This is a genomic window from Shimia sp. SK013, assembly GCF_001292625.1.
Taxonomy (GTDB): Bacteria; Pseudomonadota; Alphaproteobacteria; order Rhodobacterales; family Rhodobacteraceae; genus Shimia.
This window is the reverse complement of the sequence record NZ_LAJH01000009.1, coordinates 122,771-147,044: the sequence shown is the minus strand read 5'-3', so window position 1 is coordinate 147,044 and position 24,274 is coordinate 122,771. Positions and strand designations below refer to the sequence as shown.

Annotated in this window: 17 protein-coding genes and 1 tRNA gene; 8 read left to right on the top strand and 10 right to left on the bottom strand. The window is 56.8% G+C overall.

The window, feature by feature from the left end; all coding sequences use genetic code 11:
• Window positions 1-174: 174 nt before the first annotated feature.
• Window positions 175-1,713 carry a trimethylamine methyltransferase family protein gene (locus SHIM_RS03170; protein ID WP_054001178.1) on the top strand — a complete coding sequence of 513 codons (1,539 nt, stop codon included), beginning with the start codon at window positions 175-177 and terminating at the stop codon, window positions 1,711-1,713.
• A 283-nt stretch (window positions 1,714-1,996) separates the two neighbouring features.
• On the opposite strand, the gene SHIM_RS03165 is transcribed toward SHIM_RS03170, so the two are convergent.
• The 5 genes from SHIM_RS03165 to pdxH all read right to left on the bottom strand — a co-directional run bounded on the left by SHIM_RS03165 (window position 1,997) and on the right by pdxH (window position 8,131).
• On the bottom strand, window positions 1,997-5,680 hold the full coding sequence (locus SHIM_RS03165; RefSeq protein ID WP_054001177.1) for a vitamin B12-dependent ribonucleotide reductase: 3,684 nt from the start codon (window positions 5,678-5,680) through the stop codon (window positions 1,997-1,999).
• A 583-nt stretch (window positions 5,681-6,263) separates the two neighbouring features.
• Window positions 6,264-6,340, bottom strand: a tRNA-Pro gene (locus tag SHIM_RS03160).
• Between the two features lie 53 nt (window positions 6,341-6,393).
• Window positions 6,394-6,903 carry a DUF192 domain-containing protein gene (locus SHIM_RS03155; RefSeq protein ID WP_082358264.1) on the bottom strand — a complete coding sequence of 170 codons (510 nt, stop codon included), beginning with the start codon at window positions 6,901-6,903 and terminating at the stop codon, window positions 6,394-6,396.
• Window positions 6,876-7,430 (bottom strand): cold-shock protein, encoded by a 555-nt coding sequence (locus tag SHIM_RS03150; protein ID WP_054001947.1) that lies wholly within the window; start codon window positions 7,428-7,430, stop codon window positions 6,876-6,878. Before SHIM_RS03150 ends, SHIM_RS03155 begins: the two co-directional genes overlap by 28 nt.
• Window positions 7,431-7,525: 95 nt before the next feature.
• Complete coding sequence (gene pdxH, locus SHIM_RS03145; RefSeq protein ID WP_054001176.1) at window positions 7,526-8,131, bottom strand: pyridoxamine 5'-phosphate oxidase; 606 nt, start codon at window positions 8,129-8,131, stop codon at window positions 7,526-7,528.
• Window positions 8,132-8,243: 112 nt separating this feature from the next.
• Here pdxH and fabI point away from each other — a divergent pair, with 112 nt between their 5' ends.
• On the top strand, window positions 8,244-9,062 hold the full coding sequence (gene fabI, locus SHIM_RS03140) for an enoyl-ACP reductase FabI (RefSeq protein ID WP_054001175.1): 819 nt from the start codon (window positions 8,244-8,246) through the stop codon (window positions 9,060-9,062).
• Window positions 9,063-9,165: 103 nt separating this feature from the next.
• Here fabI and SHIM_RS03135 read toward each other — a convergent pair whose 3' ends face one another.
• A complete protein-coding gene (locus SHIM_RS03135; protein WP_054001174.1) occupies window positions 9,166-10,527 on the bottom strand; it encodes an amino acid permease in 1,362 nt (453 codons plus the stop codon).
• Window positions 10,528-10,742: 215 nt separating this feature from the next.
• Here SHIM_RS03135 and gpt point away from each other — a divergent pair, with 215 nt between their 5' ends.
• The 4 genes from gpt to trpE all read left to right on the top strand — a co-directional run bounded on the left by gpt (window position 10,743) and on the right by trpE (window position 16,113).
• Window positions 10,743-11,261 carry a xanthine phosphoribosyltransferase gene (gene gpt / locus SHIM_RS03130; RefSeq protein ID WP_054001173.1) on the top strand — a complete coding sequence of 173 codons (519 nt, stop codon included), beginning with the start codon at window positions 10,743-10,745 and terminating at the stop codon, window positions 11,259-11,261.
• Window positions 11,262-11,415: 154 nt separating this feature from the next.
• The gene (locus SHIM_RS03125; RefSeq protein WP_054001172.1) at window positions 11,416-12,603 is read left to right on the top strand and encodes an aminotransferase; all 1,188 of its coding nucleotides are present in this window, start codon (window positions 11,416-11,418) and stop codon (window positions 12,601-12,603) included.
• Window positions 12,604-12,708: 105 nt separating this feature from the next.
• Entirely contained in the window at window positions 12,709-14,565 is a 1,857-nt protein-coding gene (locus tag SHIM_RS03120; protein ID WP_054001171.1) for a peptidylprolyl isomerase, read from the top strand.
• Between the two features lie 36 nt (window positions 14,566-14,601).
• Entirely contained in the window at window positions 14,602-16,113 is a 1,512-nt protein-coding gene (trpE, locus tag SHIM_RS03115; protein ID WP_054001170.1) for an anthranilate synthase component I, read from the top strand.
• 54 nt (window positions 16,114-16,167) lie between these two features.
• Here trpE and SHIM_RS03110 read toward each other — a convergent pair whose 3' ends face one another.
• Together SHIM_RS03110 and SHIM_RS03105 are read right to left on the bottom strand one after the other, a co-directional pair.
• Window positions 16,168-18,054 carry an acyltransferase family protein gene (locus SHIM_RS03110; protein ID WP_054001169.1) on the bottom strand — a complete coding sequence of 629 codons (1,887 nt, stop codon included), beginning with the start codon at window positions 18,052-18,054 and terminating at the stop codon, window positions 16,168-16,170.
• A 193-nt stretch (window positions 18,055-18,247) separates the two neighbouring features.
• Complete coding sequence (locus SHIM_RS03105) at window positions 18,248-18,442, bottom strand: hypothetical protein (RefSeq protein WP_054001168.1); 195 nt, start codon at window positions 18,440-18,442, stop codon at window positions 18,248-18,250.
• Window positions 18,443-18,646: 204 nt separating this feature from the next.
• Between SHIM_RS03105 and SHIM_RS03100 the strand changes: the two genes are divergently transcribed.
• Together SHIM_RS03100 and SHIM_RS03095 are read left to right on the top strand one after the other, a co-directional pair.
• Window positions 18,647-20,608 (top strand): bifunctional 2',3'-cyclic-nucleotide 2'-phosphodiesterase/3'-nucleotidase, encoded by a 1,962-nt coding sequence (locus tag SHIM_RS03100; protein ID WP_054001946.1) that lies wholly within the window; start codon window positions 18,647-18,649, stop codon window positions 20,606-20,608.
• Window positions 20,609-20,749: 141 nt separating this feature from the next.
• The gene (locus SHIM_RS03095; protein WP_054001167.1) at window positions 20,750-21,901 is read left to right on the top strand and encodes a lytic murein transglycosylase; all 1,152 of its coding nucleotides are present in this window, start codon (window positions 20,750-20,752) and stop codon (window positions 21,899-21,901) included.
• Here SHIM_RS03095 and SHIM_RS03090 read toward each other — a convergent pair.
• Both SHIM_RS03090 and SHIM_RS03085 read right to left on the bottom strand, forming a co-directional pair.
• Entirely contained in the window at window positions 21,898-22,704 is an 807-nt protein-coding gene (locus SHIM_RS03090) for an alpha/beta fold hydrolase (RefSeq protein WP_054001166.1), read from the bottom strand. The two genes, SHIM_RS03095 and SHIM_RS03090, sit on opposite strands and share 4 nt — an antisense overlap.
• Window positions 22,705-22,854: 150 nt before the next feature.
• The gene (locus SHIM_RS03085) at window positions 22,855-24,252 is read right to left on the bottom strand and encodes a divergent polysaccharide deacteylase family protein (RefSeq protein ID WP_054001165.1); all 1,398 of its coding nucleotides are present in this window, start codon (window positions 24,250-24,252) and stop codon (window positions 22,855-22,857) included.
• Between the last annotated feature and the right edge of the window lie 22 nt (window positions 24,253-24,274).

The window sequence follows — 24,274 nt, the reverse complement described above, 5'->3', positions numbered from 1 at the left end:
TCCCCAAGTGACTTGCACACTGAGACAACACGGGGAGAAGCCATGCAAGGCGTTCGCAGCAAAATCAAGTTGGTGATACTCACCATCGGCGCTGACCGAGGCCGCGCTGCGCGTGGACGACCGTAAGTCAGATCAAAATTCTATTTTTGACTGACCTTACAGGACCTTAAGCACATGAATGCACCCGTTTCCCGCCGTTCCGGCGGCCGCGCCGCGCGTCGCGCCGCCCGCGCTGCCCCGCTCTCCCAAGAAATCCGTCCCGTACGTGCCGGCCTTGAGGGTGGCAGATACAAGCCTCTCACCGATCGCGACATGCAGCGCATCCACGAAACTGCGCTTGATGCGATGGAACAGATCGGCTTTGCCGATGCGCCGCAATCTGGCATCGGCTACCTGACCGCGGCAGGCGCCGAACTGGGCGATGACGGTCGCATTCGTATCCCTCGAGCATTGGTTGAGGATTCTTTGGCAAAGGCTTGTAAAGATATCACTTTGCCGGGTCGCGATCCAAAATTCGATCTGCACCTCAACGGGCATCGCGTGCACTACGGTACCGCCGGCGCCGCCGTGCATATGGTAGATGTAGACGGCAAAAACTACCGTGATTCCTCGCTGCAAGATCTGCACGATGCCGCTCGCATCACCAACGCGCTCGACAACATTCATTTTCTGCAACGCCCTATGGTGGCGCGCGATATTCTCGACAACAAGGAAATGGACCTCAACACCATCTACGCCTGTACCTCTGGCACCACCAAACACATCGGAACGTCGTTCACTGATCCAGCTTTTGTGCCGGACGCTCTGGAAATGTTGCACATGATTGCTGGCGGTGAAGACAAGTGGCGAGAACGCCCTTTTCTAAGCAATTCCAATTGCTTCGTCGTGCCCCCAATGAAATTCGCCACCGAATCTTGCGAGGTGATGGAAGCCTGCATTCGCGGTGGCATGCCAGTATTGTTGCTCTCGGCAGGCATGGCTGGCGCGACTGCACCTTCCACCATCGCGGGCGCCATTGTCCAAGCGGTCGCTGAATGCCTCGCCGGCATCGTCTATGTGAACGCCATCAAACCTGGCCACCCCGCCATCTTTGGCACTTGGCCGTTTGGTCTCGACCTGCGCACTGGCGCCATGACCGGAGGCTCCGGCGAACAAGCCCTCTTATCCGCGGGCTGTTCCCAGATGCACAAATTCTACGGCATTCCCGGCGGAGCAGCAGCGGGCATCGCGGACAGCAAATTACCGGATATGCAGGCCGGATGGGAACAGATGTGCTCCAATGTGATGGCCGGTCTGTCTGGGCTCAACATGGTATATGAGGCCGCCGGCATGCACGCCTCGCTGCTTGGGTTTTGCCACGAATCCCTGATCCTTGGGAACGACATCATCGGTCAGGCTTTGCGTTGCGTGCGTGGAATTGAGGTGGATGATGAGACTCTGGCGCTCGAGCAAATCAAAGAGGTCTGTCTTGGCGGAACCGGCCACTACCTCGGCACAGACGCCACGCTAAGCCGAATGCAAAAAGATCATGTATATCCAGAGCTTGGAGATCGAACCTCACCCAAAGAGTGGGCAGAGCGCGACAAGCCGGAACTGATTTCCAAAGCCATAGGCCGCAAAACTGACATTCTTGCAGAACCTTCGGCCGCCCGCTTTGACCCCATCCTCGACCAACAGCTCCGCGCCCGGTTCAACATACATCTCCCCACCTGAACCTTCCTCTTGCCCCAAAATATCCTGGGGGAGTCGTCGCGTGCGGCGACGGGGGCAAAGCCCCCACTTTCTTCATAAAAGACAAAAAAATTGGGGGGCAATTGCCCCCCAGTTTCGCCATTCAGGCTCACTCTTGATACCGCTCGATGTTTTTTTGCCTGCGGCCTGAATGTCGTCGGAGCAAGCGCACCCGCTCCGTGTCCTGCCAAGGCCTCGCGCGGCCCCGGAAAATCTCTATCTCGTCGGGGGCACAAAGGCCCCCTACCCAAGGCTCCCCCCGGGATCAGCTACAGCCGCTCGTGCCGCCGCATGTGTTGCATTTCATGCACGTGCCATTCCGCACCAGCGTGTAATTGCCACAATCGCCGCAAGGATCACCTTCGTAACCCTGCATCTTGGCTTTCACACGGACATCCATACCACCACTTGTGATCGTACCGCTTGATATCGCCGTGGTTGCGGCTGCTGCAACCGTTGTCGTGGCGGCAACTGCCGCCACAGCAGACGTTTCCGGTACCAAAGTGTTAAGTGTTGCCACCGGATCGCTCGAATTTTGTGCACCACCGTTCAGAACCACCAATTCTTGCGGCAAACGTTTGCGCAGATACCCTGTCGAAGAAATCTGTTTCAGAACTTCCAACGACCGAGTCGCAGCGCTTTCGCTCAACTCCGAAACATTGGACACACCCTCTTCTTCACCACGGCCGATGTCGTCAAACGTCGTGCCTTCGGGCTTGATGTGCGCCAGATCAGTGCGATCCAGATAAGACACCGCGAGTTCACGGAAGATATAATCAAGGATCGACGTTGCATTTTTGATGCTGTCGTTGCCCTGCACCATGCCGGCGGGTTCAAACTTGGTAAATGTGAACGCATCAACAAACTCTTCCAGCGGCACGCCATACTGCAGGCCCACCGACACGGCGATGGCAAAGTTGTTCATCATCGCCCGGAAACCCGCACCTTCTTTGTGCATGTCGATGAAGATCTCACCGAGGTTGCCGTCAGAATATTCACCTGTCCGCAGATAAACTTTGTGTCCGCCGACCACGGCTTTCTGAGTGTACCCTTTGCGACGTTCAGGCATTTTTTCACGCCCGCGCGCCACTTCTTTGACCACAATCTTCTCGATGATTTTCTCGGCCAGAACCTGTGCCTTTTCGTGGTTTGACCCACTTTCAAGCACCTCTGCTGCGTCATCATCATCTTCAACCAGCGCGGCCGCCAGCGGCTGGCTCAGTTTGGAACCATCCCGATACAGCGCGTTGGCCTTGATACCCAAAGACCAGCTCAGCTCGTACGCCTTCTGACAATCCTCAATGGTCGCATCGTTTGGCATGTTGATGGTTTTGGAAATCGCACCCGAGATAAACGACTGCGCTGCCGCCATCATTGTGATGTGACTGTCCACGTTCAAAAAGCGTTTTCCCGTTTTCCCACAAGGGTTTGCACAGTCAAAGATGTGATAGTGCTCTTCCTTCAGGAACGGCGCGCGTTCCAATGTCATCGTGCCACACACATGGTCATTGGCGGCTTCGATGTCGGCTTTGGAATAGCCAAGCGAGGCCAACAAATCAAAACTCGGGTCGTTCAGCTTGTCGGTTGGAATACCCAAAACATTGGTGCAGAATTCTTCGCCCAGCGTCCACTGGTTGAACACAAACCGAATATCAAAAGCAGACCCAAGCGCTGCCTCAACCTTGTCGATTTCGTTCTGACCAAAGCCGTGCCCGATCAATGACGTGTGGTTGATGCCCGGCGCGTTGCCGATGCTACCATGGCCCACTGCATAGCTGACGATTTCTTCGATCTCAGACGAAGAATACCCCAAGCCTTCCAGCGCTGATGGCACCGAGCGGTTGATGATTTTGAAATAGCCGCCACCCGCAAGCTTCTTGAACTTCACCAGTGCAAAGTCGGGCTCAATTCCTGTGGTGTCACAATCCATCACCAGACCAATGGTGCCGGTTGGCGCAATCACAGATGTCTGCGCGTTGCGATAGCCGTTCTTTTCACCAAGCGCCAGTGCTTCGTCCCAGCTTGTTTGCGCCAGAACCACCAGCTTTTGGTCAGGACAGTTTTCCATGTCCAGCGCCACAGGCCTGATCGCCAAGCCTTCATAGCCATCAGTCTCGCCATAAGACGCGCGACGGTGGTTGCGGATCACCCGCAGCATGTGCTCACTGTTGCGCGCGTACCCGCTAAATGGTCCCAACTCACCCGCCATCTCGGCAGAGGTTGCATAAGACACGCCGGTCATGATCGCGGTCAACGAGCCTGCAAGCGCACGGCCTTCATCGCTGTCATAGCCAAAGCCCATGTTCATCAGCAAACCACCGATGTTGGCATAGCCCAGACCCAAAGTGCGGAAGTCATAAGACAGCTGCGCGATCTCTTTGGACGGAAACTGTGCCATGGTGACCGAGATTTCCAGCGTCACTGTCCACAGACGTGTGGCGTGCATGTAATCTTCGGCTTGGAACTCGCCATCCTTCAAGAAGGTCAGCAGGTTCATCGACGCCAGGTTACAAGCTGTATCATCAAGGAACATGTATTCCGAACACGGGTTGGACCCGCGGATTTCACCGTCTTCAGGGCACGTATGCCACGCATTGACGGTGTCGTGGTATTGGATGCCGGGATCGGCACAGGCCCAAGCGGCGTGCCCCACGTCTTCCCACAATTTACGGGCTTTGATGGTCTTGGCGACCGACCCGTCTGTGCGGCGGATCAGCTCCCAATCGGCATCATCTTTTACGGCCTTCAAAAAGGCGTCGGTGACGCGGATCGAGTTGTTGGAGTTCTGGCCCGACACGGATGCATAGGCTTCGCTGTCCCAGTCTGTGTCATATGTCGGGAACTCGATGCTGGCATAGCCCTGCTTGGCATAATCCAACACGCGTTTGACATAAGTCTCTGGGATAGCAACCTTTTTGGCCTCACGCACGGCTGTCTTCAGCGCGTCGTTGGCTTTGGGATTATAGGCATCTTCCGCCTTGCCATCCCACGCTTTGATCGCCGCAAAAATGCCGTTCAACTTTTGCTCGTGCATCTTGGAGCCAGCCACGATTGATGCGACCTTCTGCTCTTCTTTGACCTTCCAGTTGATGTATTCTTCAACGTCAGGGTGGTCCGCATCCACGATCACCATCTTCGCTGCGCGACGCGTCGTGCCGCCCGACTTGATCGCCCCCGCTGCCCGGTCACCAATCTTCAAAAAGCCCATCAGGCCCGACGATTTACCGCCACCCGAGAGCGATTCCCCATCAGCCCGCAAGCTGGAGAAGTTGGTGCCCGTACCCGAGCCATATTTGAACAGCCGCGCTTCACGCACCCACAGGTCCATGATGCCGCCATCACCCACCAGATCATCGCTAACCGACTGGATAAAGCAGGCGTGCGGCTGTGGGTGCTCATAGCTGGATTTGGACTTCGTCAGCTTGCCGGACTTGTAGTCCACATAATAGTGCCCCTGCGCGGGACCATCGATGCCATACGCCCAGTGCAGACCGGTGTTGAACCACTGTGGGCTGTTGGGCGCGGCGCGTTGTGTCGCCAGCATGAACCGCATCTCGTCGAAATAGGCCCGTGCGTCTTTTTCTGTGCTGAAATAGCCGCCTTTCCAGCCCCAATAGGTCCAGGCGCCCGCCAGACGGTCAAACACTTGTTTGGCGCTGGTTTCACCGCCGATCTCTACATCATCGTTGGCAGGCACGGACCGCCAGAGAAATTCTGGAACGCCTTTTTCTTTTACCTTACGCATTTTGGACGGCACGCCCGCCTTGCGGAAGTACTTCTGCGCAATCACGTCGCTGGCGACTTGGCTCCAGCTGCTGGGAACTTCAACTTCGTCGAGGCGGAAAACAATCGACCCATCCGGGTTACGAATTTCCGACTCAGTCGTTACAAAATCCAGCTCCGCGTATGCGTCTTGATCTGCCTTGGTGAACTTTCTTTCGATTTTCATCGCTGCCTCGTGTTTCCGCTCAACTGTTCCCAACACGGCTTACCCACGCGACGCGTGAACGGCGAAACCGACCAAACAGGCAAAGATATTGCGCAGCCAACCGCCGCAAAAGCTGTTGGTGTGTGATGCCGGACTGCGCCGACTTACATTTTGAATTCAGTCCCTGTTCGGCAACTGCGCCACTATATGTTGTAGCGCTTCGCAACCGCTCCCACAAACTGGCGTATTCACCCCTAAATCGTCAACGACTAAATTTTGGCGAAACCCGGATTTCTGGTCTTGACCGAAGGTCCAGATTTAGCGTCCGGCGTGGTTTGCGCGATTCCCTGCCCAATGCGCCGCATCGCAGCAATTGGGCTCTCACATTATCTATCGAAGCAAAGGAATTGAAAACATGTGCTTTTCCGGTGTTCCCTTATCAAATGCTCAAAAAACACCAGATATAGCCGCGATGAAAAATTTAGCACAACATATACCGAATTTTAGCATTTCTGACACATTCAGGTGCGCAAAAATACGAATCAGCAGTCCGCCGCTTGCCTAATGGCAAGCAGTGGACTGTTGATTGGTATTCAGTGGAAAATGGTCGGGACGGCAAGATTCGAACTTGCGACCCCCTGTACCCAAAACAGGTGCGCTACCAGACTGCGCTACGCCCCGGACCGTGGAGCATCGTTTAGCCTGCACTTTCGAGAATGAAAACCCCAAAGAAGTCATTCACAGCGCCAAGATGCATTTTCTTGTGCGATATCTGCATGGCGCAGCTCGGTTCCGGCATCAATTCCCATCGCGCGGGCCAATCCGCCGTTAATTTCGAGCACATAACGCACGGCGTTGCCGCCGGGAATCGGCGACTCGTCCAGCGGCACGGCCTCGTGATGCACATGACGCACCACGCCTGCATTGTCGGCGAAAATCAGATCCAGAGGAATCAGCGTGTTGCGCATCCAGAACGACGCCGGTTGCGCGTACTCATATACAAAAAGCATACCCGCGCTCATTGGCATGCTCTCACGATGCATCAGGCCCTGCGCCCTTTCTGCATCTGTGTCGGCGACCTCAACCGTGAACCGGGCTTGCCCCCAGTCCCCGCGCAGCTCTAGCGAACCTGCCGTGCAGCCTGCCCAAACTGACGAAGCCGCGCCCAAAGACGCGGCCACACAGCCTGAAAACAGAGCTTTTTGGGCAAACCTGCCTAACCCAATGAAAGTGCGTTTTCCCATGCCTGAACCTCGGTCGCCATTCGGCCGCGCTTCCCGTCTATTACCCGCAACGCGAGCGCTTCACCCGGTTGAAGATCCGCAAGACCAGAGCGGCGCAGCACTTCGATATGCAAAAAGATATCCTCAGGTTGACCGAAAATATTGGCAAAGCCAAACCCTTTGCCTTTATCGAACCATTTTACCCGCGCGGGTTCCAACGGAGCGGAGCGAATCTCATCAAGATCCAACCCTTCGAAATCCGAAAGTGGCACAGCCATACCGGTCTCAGGCGGATCAATCTGGAACACTTCCACTGCCTGCGAACCGCGATCGGTCACTTGCACCGACACCTCGATCCGCGAGGTGTCCGCCACCGAACTCTGTCCGAAATTGCGCAACACATTCGCGTGCAACAAAATGTCGGAACCCCCTTCGTCCGACACTATGAATCCGAATCCCTTTACAGGGTCGAACCATTTCACCTCGCCCGTGATGCGCAAGATGTCATTCTCTACTGTAGTCAAAGCATTAACCTTAGTCTTTATCATCCCCATGATGATTTCAGAGTGAGGCATTCGTTCAAAATCGGCAAGCGCAAAATTGGTATGTTTTTCACCCGCTTGCCTTTTTGAAATTTTGTTGCTCAGGGATTAAGTCGCACAGTTTCCCAAGCATTATCAGGGCCTTCACGGGTCCACCGAAACCTATCATGAAGGCGAAACGCGCCGTCCGCCCAAAACTCAATTTCGCTAGGTGTGACCCTATAGCCACCCCAAAACGGTGGGCGTTTTGGCAAAGGACCATGCGAGGCTGTAATTTTTGCCACCTTCGCCATCAATTCTGTACGCGATCCCAAAGGCTGGGACTGACGCGAGGCCCACGCCCCTAGCCGACTCTTGAGAGAGCGAGATTCGTAGTATTCGTCAGCCTGCGGCCCCTCTTCCCTTGTTACCACACCTCTCACGCGAATTTGGCGGCGCAAAGATTTCCAATGCACAACAAAGGCCGCTTTGCCAGCACTGTCGAGTTCCTGTGCTTTGACGCTGCCATAGTTGGTGTAAAACACAAAGGCTCCGTCCTCGATGTCTTTCAAGAGCACCATGCGCGCATTCGGCAGGCCATCGCTGTCAACCGTAGACAAGGCAATTGCGTTTGCGTCGTTGGGTTCGCTCTGTTCGGCTTCTGCCAACCAGCGGCGGGCGACCACAAACGGGTCATCACCTTCGAAAATTCCGGTTCTATCGCTCATTTTGGCCTCCAATCAGGCTAATCAGTGGCACTTGATCACAAGCGCCGCACTTGATGCATGTGAATCAATCGCCTAAAGGACTTCAATACCGAATTCGGACTAGGAGCAACCGATGTCTAATCAATTGATGGCGGGCAAGCGTGGCCTGATCATGGGCCTCGCCAATGACAAGTCTATCGCCTGGGGCATCGCCAAGGCCTGCGCCGACGCTGGCGCAGAGTTGGCCTTCTCTTATATGGGCGACGCATTCAAAAAACGTGTGGTGCCTCTGGCTGAGCAGTTGGGCGTTGAAACTTTGATTGATTGCGACGTATCAGACCCCGCATCGCTTGACGCGGCCTTTGATGAAATCGAAGCCAAATGGGGCAAGATCGACTTCATCGTGCACGCCATCGGATTTTCCGACAAAAATGAGTTGCGTGGCCGCTACGTCGATACGTCCAAAGACAACTTCCTGATGACGATGGATATTTCGGTCTACTCCTTTACCGCTGTGATGCAACGCGCCGAAAAGTTGATGGGCGAAGGCAGCTCTGCCTTGACCCTGACCTACTACGGCGCAGAACAAGTCATGCCGCACTACAATGTCATGGGTGTCGCCAAGGCCGCGCTCGAAGCATCGGTCAAATATCTGGCCGAAGACCTCGGCAAAGACGGCATCCGCGTGAACGCAATTTCCGCCGGACCGATCAAAACGCTGGCGGCCTCTGGCATTGGCGACTTCCGCTATATTCTCAAATGGAACGAGCTGAACTCACCTCTGCGCCGCAATGTGACCATCGACGACGTGGGCAATTCCGCACTTTATCTTCTGTCCGATCTTGGCGGCGGCGTAACCGGCGAAAACCTGCACGTTGACGCGGGCTATCACGTGGTCGGCATGAAAGCCGTGGACAGCCCCGACATCGACGCTGTTTCTGGTCGCAAATAATCCTGCCGTTCCAACGACGTTTCTAAATCATTGGGACTTCGATCACAAAAAGGCGCAGCCCACAGGGCCGCGCCTTTTCTCGTATCTGATTGCAATTGTCGGCTTAAGCCGCTTCGGCCTCCGCCTCGGTTTCAGCGTCTTTCGCTTGCTTCCATCGCACCCAAACGTGGATGGGAATGCCTGCCAAAACCAGCACAATGCCCAACATCACCGCATCGCCCCCCGCGCCAACCAGCGCCCACATTGAATACACAAAACCCAACAACCCAAGGATGGTGGCCTTGGCCAGCTCACCGCCACGCATCACGTGTCCGCCGCGCAGCCGGATCATGACCTCGGCCACGGCGCAGAACGCATAAGGCAGCAAACTCGCGGTCACGGCCAAAAGCACGATAAAATTGAAAGCCGACACCAGCCCTTGCGAGAAATTCAACACAATCAACAGAGAGGCAAGCGTGTTGGAAACGACAATGGCGTTGGCCGGCGTGCCGTAACGCGACACCTTGCCCAGCGACTGCGGGAACACTTTGTCCAAAGCGGCTCCATAAGGCACCTGCCCCGTCAGCAACGTGAAACCGTTGAGCGTGCCAAAGGTCGAGATCACCGCACCAACAGCCACAATCAAGCCGCCCACAGTGCCAAACATCACCTTGGCCACATCCGCCACCGGCGCGGCCGAGGCGCCAAGTTGGTCCGGCGGCATAACGCCCATGCAAACAAACGTCACAAGGATATAGACACAGGCGGCAATGATAACACCCAATATGGTCGCGCGCGGAATGGTCTTTGCAGGATCAACAACGTCGCCGGACGGCACGGTCGCTGATTCCAATCCCAAATAGGCCCAAAGCGTCAAAGCGCCGGCCGCCGAAACGGCTGTAAAGGCTGGCATGCCGGACGGGTTCATCGGGCCAATGTTGTCCATCTGAACCCAAAACAGACCCAAAACCCCCACCATGATCAACGGCACAAGTTTGAGAAATGTCGTCACAATCTGCACAAATCCGGCTTCGGCGACACCGCGAATGTTGATCGCTGTGAGCGTCCAAATCGCGATCAAGGCGGCGGCAATGCTATAGGTTTCGGACTCTCCGATAGCTGGCACAAGAAACCCGAGGTAGCCGACCAAGGCCACCGCAACACCGGCGTTGCCGGTCCACAAAGCAATCCAGTAGCCCCACGCGATCAAGAACCCTGCAAAGTCCCCGAACGCTTCTTGAGAATAGGCATACGGCCCACCTGGCTTGGTCACGATTTTCGACAAACGCCCGAAAATCGTCGCCAATACCAGCGCGCCCATCGACGTGACGATCCAGCCGACCATCGCCAAAGGCCCAAACGGCGCAAGTGACGCCGGCAACAGGAATACGCCCGATCCGATCATGTTGCCGACGACCAAGGCTGTACAGGCGACCAAACCCAATGCGGGTGTGGCAGATTTGCTGGCTAGATCCCTGTTTGACATGAAATGTCCCTATGATTTCGTCGAAGTATTGATTTCGGCCACTATGCCCAGTTTTTAGCATCATTGCCAAAGCGTTAATCTGGCACCGGCGGAAAATCTCCGCCACGGAGCCCTTTATTTTATGCCAAAGGGCTCATGATAAATATCGCAAACAGTTTGCGCCCAAATCGGCTTCTGCTAAGACACAACAAACCGGTATATAAGGATGACATACCATGAGCGAACGTCTGCCGCACGAAAAGGGCTTCCACATCAGCTGGGACCAGATCCATCGCGACAGCCGCGCGCTTGCATGGCGTTTGGACGGCAAGGGCCCGAATGATGGCGCTTGGAAAGCGGTTGTGGCCATCACCCGTGGCGGCATGGCGCCCGCGATGATCGTCAGCCGTGAACTTGATATCCGCACCGTAGATACGATCAGCGTCAAATCTTACTATTCCGGCGGCGGAAAACAGGACAGCCAGCGCGAAGCGCAGGTTCTCAAAAGCCCCGACAAGGCCCTTATGGGCGACGGCGAGGGTATTTTGATTGTCGACGATCTGGTCGATTCAGGCAAAACCCTTGAACTGGTGCGCGAATTGTATCCCAAAGCACATTTCGCGACGGTCTATGCCAAGCCAGCAGGCGAGCCTATGGTTGACACGTTCATCACGGGCGTCAGTCAGGACACGTGGATTTTCTTCCCGTGGGACATGGCGTTGCAGTATGTTGAACCCTATCGCGGAACCGACTGACCCTGTCTCATTTTTAGACCGCTAGAACGCTCCGCGGGAGGTATTTTTGGAACAAAAAGCCTGAGTTTGCGCACAAATTGGCGGGCTTTCGTTTCCAAATACGCTTCCGCGCAGAATTCGGCTGTTTCCTCTGTTTTAAATAGGACACTGACCTATGACTTTGTCGCGCACTCAAGCCACGTTTGCCCCGCCCGTCATGGAGGCGCGCCGTTGGTTGGAAGGTGTGACCTTCACCGATGCAAAGCCGCTGATCAACGTTAGCCAGGCTGCACCGGTTGATCCGCCGCCCGCACCTTTGCGCGCCGAAATCGCCCGCGTGGCCCAAGACGTGCCCGAGGCGCACCTTTATGGTCCGGTGCTTGGCCTGCCAGAATTGCGGGCAGAAGTTGCAAACCATTGGAGCGCGGCCTATGGCGGCCCGATCGGCGCGGATCAGGTTGCAATCACTTCAGGCTGCAATCAGGCATTTTGCGCCTCAATCAGCGCCATCGCGGGTCAAGGCGACGAGATACTCCTGCCCACGCCGTGGTATTTCAATCACAGAATGTGGCTCGACATGCAGGGCATCACCACGGTGCCACTGGTGACGGGCGACAGTTTGTTGCCCGACCCCAAAGTTGCTGCAGCTTTGATCACCGACCGCACCCGCGCGATTGTCTTGGTGACCCCCAACAATCCAGGCGGCGTGGAATACTCCGCCGATCTTGTGCAAGCCTTCTTTGAATTGGCCCGGGACCGCGACATCAAGCTGATCGTGGATGAAACTTACCGCGATTTCGACCGCCGCTCCGAAGCGCCGCACGCGCTGTTTTCTGACCCGACTTGGGGCGACACGCTGGTGCAGCTCTACTCCTTTTCCAAAGCTTACCGCCTGACCGGCCACCGCGTTGGTGCAATGGTGGCGAACGCGGAATTCTTGGCAGAGGCCGAAAAATTTCTCGACACGGTCACCATTTGTCCCAACCAGCTCGGCCAATACGCCGCGTTGTGGGGGATGCAAAACCTAACCCAGTGGTTGTCCGGCGAGCGCGCCGAAATTCTCGATCGTCGCGCCGCAATCTCAGACAACATTTCGACGCTGTCCTCTCAAGGCTGGCGTTTGCTCGGCGCTGGCGCCTATTTTGCCTATGTTGAGCATCCGTTTGCGATGCGCTCTGATGATCTAGCCCAAGCCTTGGTGCGGGATCATCACGTGTTGTGTTTGCCCGGCACCATGTTCATGCCCGCCGACGACCCTGCCGGTGGCCGCCAGCTGCGGATTGCGTTTGCCAATGTGAACCGTGCAGAAATTGCCGTGCTGTTTGAGCGCCTTGCACAAGCAGACTACGCCAAACGTGACTGAAACCCCGCGCAATGTGGCAAAACCGCAAGCACCGCTTGCCCCCTTTTCCTCAACCGCGTAGACATCCGCGCAGACAACCCAAAGACCAAGACGTAAGGAACTGACATGGCCACGGAAAAACCAAAGGGCAAAACGTCCAAAACACTGGTGTGGATCTTGATGGCGATGCTCATTCTGGGTCTTGGAGGATTTGGCGTGACCAATCTCTCGGGCACTATCCGCTCGGTGGGAACCGTGGGTGGCAAAGACATCTCGGTGGATGACTATGCCCGTGGCCTGCAAGAAGAAATGAACGCCTATCAGGCCCAGATCGGCCAACCTTTGACCTTCGCCCAAGCGCAAATGTTCGGCGTCGATCGCAACGTGCTTGCACGGCTGGTAACCACCCGGTCATTGGATGCGGAAACCAGCCGCTTGGGACTGTCAATTGGCGACGAAAACCTGCGCCGCGAATTGCTGGCCATTCCGGCGTTTCAAGGGATTAACGGCGATTTTGACCGCGACGCGTATGCGTTTGCGATTGATCAGGCCGGCATGAGCGAATCTGTTTTTGAAGACAGTGTCCGCGAGGAAACAGCCCGTTCGCTGCTTCAGGGCGCGATTGTGTCAGGCATCAATATTCCCAACAGTTACGCCGCAACCGTGATCGACTTTGTTGCCGAGGACCGCGATTTTACGTGGACCAAATTGACGGCCGACAACCTGACGACACCTGTTGAGGACCCGTCAGAGGCCGACGTTCGGGCCTATTATGACGCCAACATCGACAGCTACATGTTGCCCGCCACCCGTCAGATTACTTTTGCCTGGGTCACTCCGGCCATGCTTCTGGACACAGTTGACGTCGACGAAGCCGCGCTCAAAGCCCTTTATGAGGAACGCGACGCGGAATTCAATCAACCCGAACGCCGTCTGGTGGAACGCCTTGCATTTGCCGATGCCGAAGCTGCAGAGACTGCACTGGGCAAACTGCGCACTGGCGAAACGTCGTTTGAAGCGCTGGTCGAAAGCCGCGGTCTGGCGCTCTCGGACGTGGATCTCGGGGATGTTTCCAAAGCCGAACTCAGCACCGCGGGCGAAGCGGTGTTTCTCACACCAGTGGGCGGCATCGCTGGCCCAGTGGCAACCGACCTTGGCCCGGCACTGTTTCGAGTGAACGGCATTTTGCCCGCGCGCTTTACCAGCTTTGAGGACGCGGTGACAGAATTGCGCAAAGATCTCGCGATCGACCGCGCCCGTCGCGTGATCGACTTGCAAGTGGACGTCGCCGACGATCTGCTCGCCGGTGGTGCCACCCTCGAAGAATTGGCAGATGAGACCGACATGATGATCGGCACCATCGACTGGCACAACAATACATCCGACGACATTGCAGGCTATGAAGGGTTCCGCGCAGCCGCGACCGCAGCCGCCGAAGGTGATTTTCCTGAGATCGTGTCACTGGAAGACGGCGGCATGTTTGCCCTGCGTCTAGAGGGCGAAACCGAAAGCACCCCTGCCCCGTTTGCCGAAGTAAAAGACGACGCCAGCGCGGCTCTCAAGGCGACCCACGTCGCCGAAGCCCTTGGCGCTTTGGTAAACACGCTTGAACCACAGCTGAAATCCGGCACGCATTTCACTTCCTTTGGCTTCAACGCCAATGAGGAAACCGACATGGACCGGTCCGATTTTGTCGCTGGCACCCCCGCAGATTTCATGTCGCAGGTGTTTGAAATGACCGTCGGCGAACTGCGTCAGATCCCGGCTGGCGATGGCGGTCTGCTGTTGGTGCGTCTGGATGCCATCGCTGCGCCCGATTACTCCAATCCGGAAATCTCTGGCCTGATCAACCTGATCAATCAGCAACTCAGCGGCGGCATTTCGCAAGACCTGTTCCAAGTGTACGCCGAAGCCTTGCAGGTGGCTTATCCGGCAGAAATCAACACACAGGCCATCAACGCCGTGCATGCGCAGATGCAGTGATGCAGCGCCGCATGACAGACAGAAAGGCTTGATCCCATGGATCTCGTCCCCTCCTTTGACGACTTCGCCCGCGCCTATGAAGCTGGCGAAAATCAGGTGGTCTATGCCCGCCTCGCAGCGGATCTCGACACACCGGTTTCGCTGATGCTCAAGCTCACTGGCGCCCACAAAGACGCCTTTATGCTTGAATCGGTGACAGGTGGAGAGGTGCGTGGTCGCTACTCTATCATTGGCATGAAGCCTGATCTGATCTGGCAATGCCACGACGGCACCAGCCGCCTGAACCGCACAGCGCGCTTTGATGGCGACGCGTTTGTTGATCAAGACGGTAACCCGCTGGACAACCTGCGGGATCTGATCGCCGAAAGCCGCATTGATCTGCCAGATAATCTGCCACAGGCCTCTGCTGGCCTGTTTGGCTACCTCGGATATGACATGATCCGCTTGGTCGAACACCTTCCAAACGTGAACCCTGACCCGCTTGGTCTTCCAGACGCTTGCATGATGCGCCCCTCTGTTGTGGCTGTGCTTGACGGCGTCAAAGGCGAAGTCACCGTGGTTTCGCCTACTTGGGTCAGCGAAGGTCAGTCGGCCCGCGCCGCCTACGCCCAAGCCGCTGAACGGGTGATGGACGCTGTGCGCGACCTCGAACGCGCGATGCCGCAAGCCGCCCGTGATTTGGGTGACGCGCACGAAGTATCACCGCCGGTCTCCAATTTCACCAAGGAGGGCTATATGGCCGCGGTGGAAAAGGCCAAAGACTACATCCGTGCTGGCGACATTTTTCAGGTTGTGCCTGCCCAACGCTGGACGCAGGATTTTCCGCAGCCGCCGTTTGCGCTCTATCGCTCTTTGCGTCGCACCAACCCCTCGCCGTTTATGTTCTACTTCAACTTTGGCGGTTATCAGGTTGTCGGCGCCAGCCCGGAAATTCTGGTGCGCGTCTTTGGCGACGAGGTCACAATTCGCCCGATCGCAGGCACCCGCCCACGCGGCGCAACGCCCGAGGAAGACAACGCACTCGAAGCGGATCTTCTGGCCGACAAGAAAGAGCTCGCAGAGCATTTGATGCTGCTAGACCTGGGCCGCAACGACACCGGCCGAGTGTCCAAAATCGGCACTGTGCGTCCGACAGAAAAATTCATCATCGAACGCTACAGCCACGTGATGCACATCGTGTCCAACGTGGTGGGTGAACTTTCCGACGACAAAGACGCGCTCGACGCGTTCTTTGCCGGCATGCCCGCAGGCACCGTCTCTGGCGCGCCCAAAGTACGCGCGATGGAGATCATCGACGAGCTGGAGCCGGAAAAACGCGGCATCTATGGCGGGGGTGTGGGGTATTTCAGCTCAGGTGGCGATATGGATATCTGTATCGCGCTGCGCACTGCGATTGTGAAAGATCAAAAGCTCTATATTCAAGCTGGCGGTGGCGTTGTTTATGACAGCGATCCGGAGGCCGAATACATGGAAACCGTGCACAAATCCAACGCCATTCGACGGGCCGCGGCGGATGCTGCGCGCTTCACCGGCAACGGAAACAGCTGATCAAGTTTCAAGGGACATGCTGTCCGGCTGAAACCCAGCCGTTCCGGCCGTTTCTTAGGGACGACTGACACCCAATATCTCAACGATATCGCTGTTGTCCCACAATCTTTCCCCAACAAGGCGCGCAGCAGCAGGCGTTAGGTGACCACCGTCCAAGGAAATTGCCCGCCCCTCGGGCGTAGTCGCGGGACAGGTCTTTGTCGCGGGACAGACGCTTGATTGTATGTCGAAATAGGCCGCAGCTTTGAGCGCACGCATCTTGGTGTTCGTCGCCACCACTTCATCTGACACATCCAACTCGGTCGTTGATCGCATGCCTTCTTCAATGACCCATACCTCACGTAAGTCACTGAAACCAAATTGTTTTGGACCAACCAAAATGACATTGGCGCCTGAATGCTCTGCGAGGTTTTCGAGTGTTTTCTCGACGAAAGGAACCTGCCACTCTGACCATTTGTGAGAAACAATAATCACATCCGCTTGCACCAAACTCCGCAACATAGCCTCGCTTTGATAGCGGTCCCACTCAGCGTCGCAAGCTTCAATATCGACGTGCTCGGAGAGACCGGTCTCGTCTTTGAGGAAAAACGGCGCGCAGGTATGCCCGATGGTCCAAAGCGCGAAATCCAACTGTGCCATCATGCCATTTTCTTGGAGCGCGTTCATCACATCACGGCCAAAGCTGTCCCCGACCATCGCCACTTTAGTGGCATCACCTGAGCCAACAAAGGCCTGACGCTGAAAACCCTTCCGAATTCCCCGATTGTAAGAGCTCGCTTCAACACGTGTGGTCGCAAAGAGGTTTTGGTCAGCCGCGCTATGGCGTTTCAAAGGCACATCGCTGAGATAGCCCGCAAGCGATATCGCAATCAACGCAGCCGCCGTCACAGTCAGGATCATACCGCGGAATTTGCGCAACATTGGCCGACCTTCCGCGGGGTGGCGGAAGGGTTGCTCAATCAAACGCCATGATCCGTAAGACAATCCAAGCACAAAGGCGATCAACACGATTGCGATGCCCAACTGGTCTGGCGCGAGTCCACGGATGCGCGAAAACGCAAAAACCGGTTGGTGCCACAAATACGCCGAAAAACTAATCCCGCCGATCCACCGCATTACTGACCCGCTCAGCACCGCAGAAACGCCCCCTTGCGCCGGCGCAAACACCAAAATCAGGACCGTTCCCAGCGTCGGCAACAGCGCATAGACCGATGGAAACGGCACCAGATCGTCGTAAAGCACAAACGTCGCCGCCAACATCAGCAGGCCTACGGCCGCAAGCGATCCATTCTCTGGTCGTTTGCGCCCCGCCAACGCCAAAGCCGCCACCGACCCAAGCAAGATTTCCCAAAATCTAGATGGTGAGAAAAAGTAGTTGGCCGTTGGTTCATTGCGCCAGCCCCATTCCGCCAAAAGGAGCGATGCGAGCCCAAGACCCACAACCGTCCACAACAATCCCCGCTTGCCGCCAAGTTTCCAACTGGCCCATGCCAACAGCGGAAACAGAATGTAGAACTGTTCTTCAACCGCAAGACTCCACGTATGCAGCAACGGGATCACCGACGCGCTGGGGCCAAAGTAGTCGACAAAGTTGATGAAAAAGCCGTTGGACAAAAACAGGACGCTGAAAAACACGCTGGCAGAAAAGTCCTGCAATTCCGAGGGTGTCAGAAAAATCCAAGCGTAAAGCGTAGTAACGGCCAGCACAAAAAACAGCGCCGGAAAGATCCGAAATGCGCGGCGCTTGTAAAAGTCGCGGAAAGTGAAACTTCCGTCAGCCAATCCTTTTTGGACGATGCCAGTGATCAAGAATCCCGAGATGACAAAGAAAACATCAACTCCGGCATACCCGCCCGGCAACCAGCCAAGCCCCGTATGGTCGATGATCACCGCCAGCACAGCAATGGCCCGCAAGCCGTCAATCTCTTTACGATAGTCCAATTACACCCTCGCCACATGAAAAGAAGCGCGCGCAGATCCTACAGGAAAACATAGAAGATGTGTCCGTAACAGCGTTCAACGCCACGCTTCAATTGGTGGCCTAAATTGGCCAATCAACTCGTATTTTCAGAGCAAAACACTTTGGCGCGCGCGCCAAATCGCAGGCAAAGCGTTTGTCGCAGCACTAAGAAGATTAGCCCTTGGGCTCTTCGATCTTCTCGTCACGCGCGGCTTTTTCCTCTTTGGTCAGCTTGTTACCCCAAACACCTTTACTGATGCCAAGATCATGTGGCATCGGCTTGGTTTTGCCTTTGCTGATCTTGCCACCATTGTCCAAAAATTGTTGGATCAGGTCGTCGTCGGTGGTTTCTTTTGGAACGTGCTTCATGACTCGGTGTCCCCTTGCGTCCGTCGTCCATTCACTCACCGCCCAACGTGACAGACGCGTGAAGTTTTGCAAGCCGTCAACGGCGCGTCACTTCGTCATGAAATTTCTTCCAGTCGGTCAAAAATGTGTTACACTTCTGGGGTTAACCCAAGTTCAGCGCCGCTGCTAACCGGCGATCAACCAAATCAACAAATCGAGGGTTCCATGTCCCAATTCACCTTGTCCCGCCGCCATTTCCTGGGCGCGTCCGCAGGCTTCATCGCGCTGCATCCGTTCTCCGCCAACGCAGCCACCAATCAGGCCCACCTGCGGATCATGGAAACCACCGATCTGCACGTGCATGTTTTCCCGTATGACTATTACGCTGACAAGCCGCGTGACACCGTGGGCCTCGCCCGCACCGCTTCCCACGTCAAATTAATCCGCGCCGAAGCGACAAACTCGATGCTGATCGACAACGGCGACTTTCTGCAGGGTAACCCAATGGGCGACTACATCGCCTATGAGCGCGGTATGAAAGACGGCGACATGCACCCGGTGATCACCGCAATGAACGCCGTTGGGTTTGACGCCTCCACTTTGGGCAACCACGAATTCAACTACGGCCTTGATTTCCTGATGAAATCTCTCGCCGGCGCCGATTTCCCGGTGATCTGTGCAAACGTCGCCCTCGAAGAAGGCGGCAGCCCGACAAAAGACAAAACATTGATCAAACCCTATGTGATTCTCGACCGTGAGATCACCGACGGCGCAGGCGAAACCCACCCGATCAAGGTCGGCCTCATCGGATTTGTTCCGCCTCAGGTTATGAACTGGGACCGCCGCCACCTCGAAGGCAACGTTGTGGCCCGCGACATCGTCGACACCGCCAAGGCCTATGTGCCGGTGATGAAGGAACAGGGCTGCGATTTGATCATCGCGCTGTCCCACTCCGGTATCGGGGATGCGGATCACTCCGACGGTATGGAAAACGCCTCCGTGCCGCTGGCCGCAGTGGACGGTATCGACGCCGTTTTGACAGGCCACCACCACCGCGTGTTCCCTTCGTCCGCTTATGACGGCATGGCCGGCGTCGATGTGGCAAGCGGCACCATCATGGGCAAACCCGCCGCAATGGGCGGCTTTTGGGGGTCTCACCTTGGTCTGATCGACCTGATGCTGGAACGCTCTGGCAACGAGTGGAAAATCGTCAGCCACAGTTCCGAGGCGCGCCCGATCTCCAAGCGCAACGACGACCGCTCGATCACCGCGCTGGTCGAAAGCCAACAAGACGTTCTGGACAGCGTACAAGCCGATCACGACGCCACTCTGGCGTATGTGCGCCGCGCCGTTGGTAAAACCGACGCGCCGCTGCACAGCTACTTTGCTCTGGTGGCCGATGACCCATCTGTGCAGATCGTGTCGATTGCCCAGCTTTGGTATATCGAGCAGATGATGAAGGGCACCGAGTACGAGGGCCTGCCGATCCTCTCGGCGGCTGCCCCATTCAAAGCCGGCGGCCGTGGCGGCCCCGAGTATTTCACAGACGTGGCCAAGGGCGATGTGGCGATCAAAAACGTATCCGATCTCTACCTCTACCCCAACACGGCCCGCGCGGTAAAAGTCACCGGCCAACAGGTCAAAGACTGGCTAGAACGCTCCGCTGGTATCTTCAATCAGGTCGAAGCTGGCAAAGCCGATCAGGTTCTGCTGAACCCCGACTTCCCGTCTTACAACTTTGACGTTATCGACGGGGTCACCTATCAGATCGACCTCAGCCAACCGTCAAAATTCGACCCCAAGGGCACCCTGACCAACGCAGACGCCAACCGCATCGTCGACCTGATGTTTGACGGAAAACCGCTTGATATGAATGCCGAATTCATCATTGCCACCAACAACTACCGCGCTGGCGGCGGCGGCAAATTCCCCGGCGCCATGGGCGACACAGTTGTGTTTGAAGGTCCTGACACAAACCGCGACGTGATCGTGCGCTACATCGTGGAAAAAGGCACCATCAGCCCACGTGCGGATGCCAACTGGACCTTCGCACCGCTGCCCGGCACCTCGGTTCTGTTTGACACCGGCCCCAAGGCCGCCGACTACGCCGCCGACGTCCAAGGCGTGTCAATTGCGCCCGCAGGCGAAGGCCCCGACGGCTTTGCCCGCTTCCGCATCGATCTGTGATCTGATCCGTCACCCAAATCCAAAAGGGAGCCTTCGGGCTCCCTTTTCACTACGCTCAATCCACACCGTTTCCCCCTCGCCCCTCTGGCCAATACCTGCCAAACTGGTGCCAACACATCTTGGCAAACAAGGGCAGTATTCATGAGTATCTCGCGTCGCAATTTCGCTTTGGGCCTATCCGCCCTCGCGCTTTCCGCCTGTAACAGCACGTTGCAGACAACGTCGAGGGCGCGTCCACCGACACCAACCGCTCTGCCCGCCGACCTGCAACCACAACTCAACCGTGATTATGCTGCGTGGATGGCCAGCTTCCGAGGCCGCGCCCTGTCGCAAGGCATCACCGAATCCACGCTGAACGCCGCTTTCCGTGACACCGGCTATTTGCCCGGCGTCATCAAACGCGACCGCAACCAAACCGAATTCACCCGAACACTAGAAGATTACCTGTCCATCGCCGCCTCCGACGAACGTGTCACCAAAGGCCGCGCCGCGTTTTCACGCCACCAAAGCACCCTGCAAAAGCTTGAACAATCTTACGGCGTTGACGCAGAAATCATCTGCGCCATTTGGGGATTAGAAAGCTACTACGGCGACCGCAAAGGCGACATTCCTGTGATCTCTGCCACCTCGACATTGGCCTTTGATGGGCGGCGTGGGAGCTTTTATGAAAAACAACTGATCGCCGCGCTGAAAATCCTGCAAAACGGCGACATTACTCCGGCTCGCATGACCGGCAGCTGGGCTGGCGCCATGGGCCACACCCAATTTATCCCCACCAGCTATCAGGCCTTCGCCGTTGACTACACCGGCGACGGCCGCCGCGACATCTGGTCAGACGACCCCTCTGACTCTCTCGCCTCAACCGCCGCCTATCTGCAACGCAACGGCTGGTCGCGCGGCACAAAATGGGGTCGCGAATTGCGCGCAGGCGAAAGCGCATCTCGCGTGATCCAACCCCAAACCGGTGGCCCGCGTTTTGCCGTCACCGGCAATTTCAACGCCATCAAGCGCTACAACAACTCCGACAGCTATGCGATTGGCGTGGGCCATTTGGCAGACCGTATCGGCGGCGCGGGCCCTCTGCGCACCGCCTTCCCGCCGGATAAATTCGGCTTGACCAAAGATGACCGCATCGCGCTGCAATCGCGTCTGACAGCGCGCGGCTTTGACACCGGCGGCGCTGACGGGGTTCTCGGTCCAAAATCGCGCGCGGCGATTGCGGATTATCAGCGCAGCCTCGGGTTGGACCCCACAGGTGATCCGTCCCAATCATTGCTGAAGTCTCTGGCCTAGCCGCTGGCGCGCAATATTGTCTGCTCGATTAGGGCATTCACCTGATCGGGCGTTTCGATTGTGCTGGAATGTCCCGCGCCTTTGAAAACGGTCAACTGCGCGCCCGTGATGCCCGCCTGAATGCGTTCCGATTTGGCGGGCACGGTTGCAACATCTTCCTCGCCCGCGCCGACGCCGACTGGCAGGTCAATCTGCCCCAGCAACGCGTCGCAGCCCTCGCGTGCAAACACTGCTGTCACCGCCCGCGTGATCCCGATCCGGTCACCAGACTTCATTGACTTGCGCCAAAACGCGCGCTCTTCCGCCCTCGCACGATCTTTCAAAAACGTCTGACCAAACATCGACTGCATTGCACTGCCAACCACAGATCCCAACCCCAGCCACCGCGCACAAAACGTCATCAGCGCATACTTTGGCCGGTTGGACGACGGTTCAGCTTCGGATGAGGTGTTCAGCAATGTCAGGCTTCGCAGCAACTCCGGACGCCGCGCCGCCAGCCGCATCCCAACAAATCCGCCCATGGACAGTCCGACAAAATGACACGGCCCAATGCCAAGGTGCGCAATCAAAGTCGCCGCATCTTCACTTAAAGTGTCCATGTCATAGCCGTCGTCGGTGACGCCGCTCTGCCCCTGCCCGCGATGATCAAACGTGATCACGCGAAAGCGATCTTTTAGATGGTCCACTTGCGCAGCGAACATACCGCCGTGATGCAGCAAGCCGTGGCTGAACACAACGGCATCGCCGTCCCCTCCGGTATCTGTGTAATGGATTTTCGCCCCGTTCAGATCGGCAATTGGCATCGCGTGCTCCTTCCCCTAAATGCGGATCAGCCTAACAGAGCGACACTCGGAATGCGCAAAATTGCCAATTGAAACGCAACGTCGACCCCAAAAAATGGGACCGACGCAATACTGACGCGATACCGTCGCGTTGCTGACAGGCAATTTGGCCTAGTTTTGGCTGGTCAACGCCACCGACACCGGCGCAAGCGCCACGGTGCCCGCGCGGTCTTGCAGCCCCCAAAGCACCAGCGCTGAAATCGTTTCTTCACGCAAACGGCCCACCATCACGACCCCACTTTCCTGTGGCGCCTTGAACGCCGCCTGATCAAGGAACCGCCGGATCACAACTGTGGTTTGCCCCTTGCCATCAAAGTCACGGAACACGCTGGCCGAAGGCACGCCCTCTTTGGCCGCCAGCTTCTGCGCCGTGTTCAAACCTTGTGAGAACAGCACCAGTCCATAGCCCTCATTGAGCGCCACATCAGCGACCTGATCGCTGACCACCTTGGCCCCCTGCAGCCCGTCACCCACACCTTCCATGATGCCGACAAAATCATCTGACACCGACAAATGTGCCTGCATCGCGACTTCAACATCCGACGCCCCGGCGCCCGCTGGCATGTCAATCATTGCCAAGACTTCCATGCCCTGGGATCGGTACTGTGCCGCCTTGGCCGCAACATCCGGATCCAGCGTCGAAACCGCGATGCTTAGCGGATATGGAAATCCAGCCAGAGCTTCTAGATTGACCGGCTTGCCTTCGTCAATCAGGACAATCGACATGACCGGCTTTCCCCCCACGTTTTCAAACGGTTGCGCGTTTTCAACAATGGGCTTAGAGGAATTCCCTCCAGGCGTTTGTGCGGTATCTTCCGCTTCATCGCCAACACTTGGAAGTCGTGTTGATGTGCGCTGCGCAAAACTCTCGCCTAACTCGCCAGCGGGCTTGAGCATCGACGTTTGCTCTTCTCCCGAGGACCCGTCTTCTGCGATTTCCTCCGCCTGCGGCGTTACATCTTCAGCTTCAGGCGTCGGTGCAGGTTCTGTCACCGACAGCGCCCCATCATTGTCTTGCTGTCCGGTCGGGAAAGCACTGCTCTCCCCTTCAACCGGCGCCTGCGGTTGCGGTGGGGTCACTGAAATGGACAACTCTGTGTCTTGGGTCGGCGCATCCGGGCTTGGTGCCTGCGGGTTGGGCAGCACCGGACTGTCGCCTTCCACCGCCAATGCACCGCCGTCTTGCGAGACATCCGGCGCCTGCAAGCTGGTTTCTGCCTCACTGGTTTCTGGCTTGGGTGCCGAGTCCGTGCTGCTCAGAACGGGTTGATCTTCACCGGCTGGCTCAGCAACGTCCGCGCTGGCTGCATCGCTGACGTCGGCATCGGTAACACCGCCAGCCACCGGCGCATTGGCCGCCTCGCCGTTGGTTTGTCCCTCAGTGCCTGCCGCCGCTTCGGTCTGTGGCGACACCGTCGCCGGCAAGGGCGCCAACAAAGACGCCACCGCCAGCACACCGCCGACGACCACGACACCCCAGATGAACCCTGACAATACTCCGCGCATCATGCCCGTTGCCCCCTAATTTCTT

What these genes read in the sequence shown, in the direction of transcription:
- SHIM_RS03170 (WP_054001178.1), top strand. Translation starts at nt 175, where the DNA reads ATGAATGCACCCGTTTCCCGCCGTTCCGGCGGCCGCGCCGCGCGTCGC.
- fabI (WP_054001175.1), top strand. Translation starts at nt 8,244, where the DNA reads ATGTCTAATCAATTGATGGCGGGCAAGCGTGGCCTGATCATGGGCCTC.
- SHIM_RS03155 (WP_082358264.1), bottom strand. Translation starts at nt 6,903, where the DNA reads ATGGGAAAACGCACTTTCATTGGGTTAGGCAGGTTTGCCCAAAAAGCT.
- SHIM_RS03135 (WP_054001174.1), bottom strand. Translation starts at nt 10,527, where the DNA reads ATGTCAAACAGGGATCTAGCCAGCAAATCTGCCACACCCGCATTGGGT.
- SHIM_RS03095 (WP_054001167.1), top strand. Translation starts at nt 20,750, where the DNA reads ATGAGTATCTCGCGTCGCAATTTCGCTTTGGGCCTATCCGCCCTCGCG.
- SHIM_RS03120 (WP_054001171.1), top strand. Translation starts at nt 12,709, where the DNA reads ATGGCCACGGAAAAACCAAAGGGCAAAACGTCCAAAACACTGGTGTGG.
- SHIM_RS03105 (WP_054001168.1), bottom strand. Translation starts at nt 18,442, where the DNA reads ATGAAGCACGTTCCAAAAGAAACCACCGACGACGACCTGATCCAACAA.
- pdxH (WP_054001176.1), bottom strand. Translation starts at nt 8,131, where the DNA reads ATGAGCGATAGAACCGGAATTTTCGAAGGTGATGACCCGTTTGTGGTC.
- SHIM_RS03100 (WP_054001946.1), top strand. Translation starts at nt 18,647, where the DNA reads ATGTCCCAATTCACCTTGTCCCGCCGCCATTTCCTGGGCGCGTCCGCA.
- gpt (WP_054001173.1), top strand. Translation starts at nt 10,743, where the DNA reads ATGAGCGAACGTCTGCCGCACGAAAAGGGCTTCCACATCAGCTGGGAC.
- trpE (WP_054001170.1), top strand. Translation starts at nt 14,602, where the DNA reads ATGGATCTCGTCCCCTCCTTTGACGACTTCGCCCGCGCCTATGAAGCT.
- SHIM_RS03150 (WP_054001947.1), bottom strand. Translation starts at nt 7,430, where the DNA reads ATGATAAAGACTAAGGTTAATGCTTTGACTACAGTAGAGAATGACATC.
- SHIM_RS03085 (WP_054001165.1), bottom strand. Translation starts at nt 24,252, where the DNA reads ATGATGCGCGGAGTATTGTCAGGGTTCATCTGGGGTGTCGTGGTCGTC.
- SHIM_RS03165 (WP_054001177.1), bottom strand. Translation starts at nt 5,680, where the DNA reads ATGAAAATCGAAAGAAAGTTCACCAAGGCAGATCAAGACGCATACGCG.
- SHIM_RS03125 (WP_054001172.1), top strand. Translation starts at nt 11,416, where the DNA reads ATGACTTTGTCGCGCACTCAAGCCACGTTTGCCCCGCCCGTCATGGAG.
- SHIM_RS03090 (WP_054001166.1), bottom strand. Translation starts at nt 22,704, where the DNA reads ATGCCAATTGCCGATCTGAACGGGGCGAAAATCCATTACACAGATACC.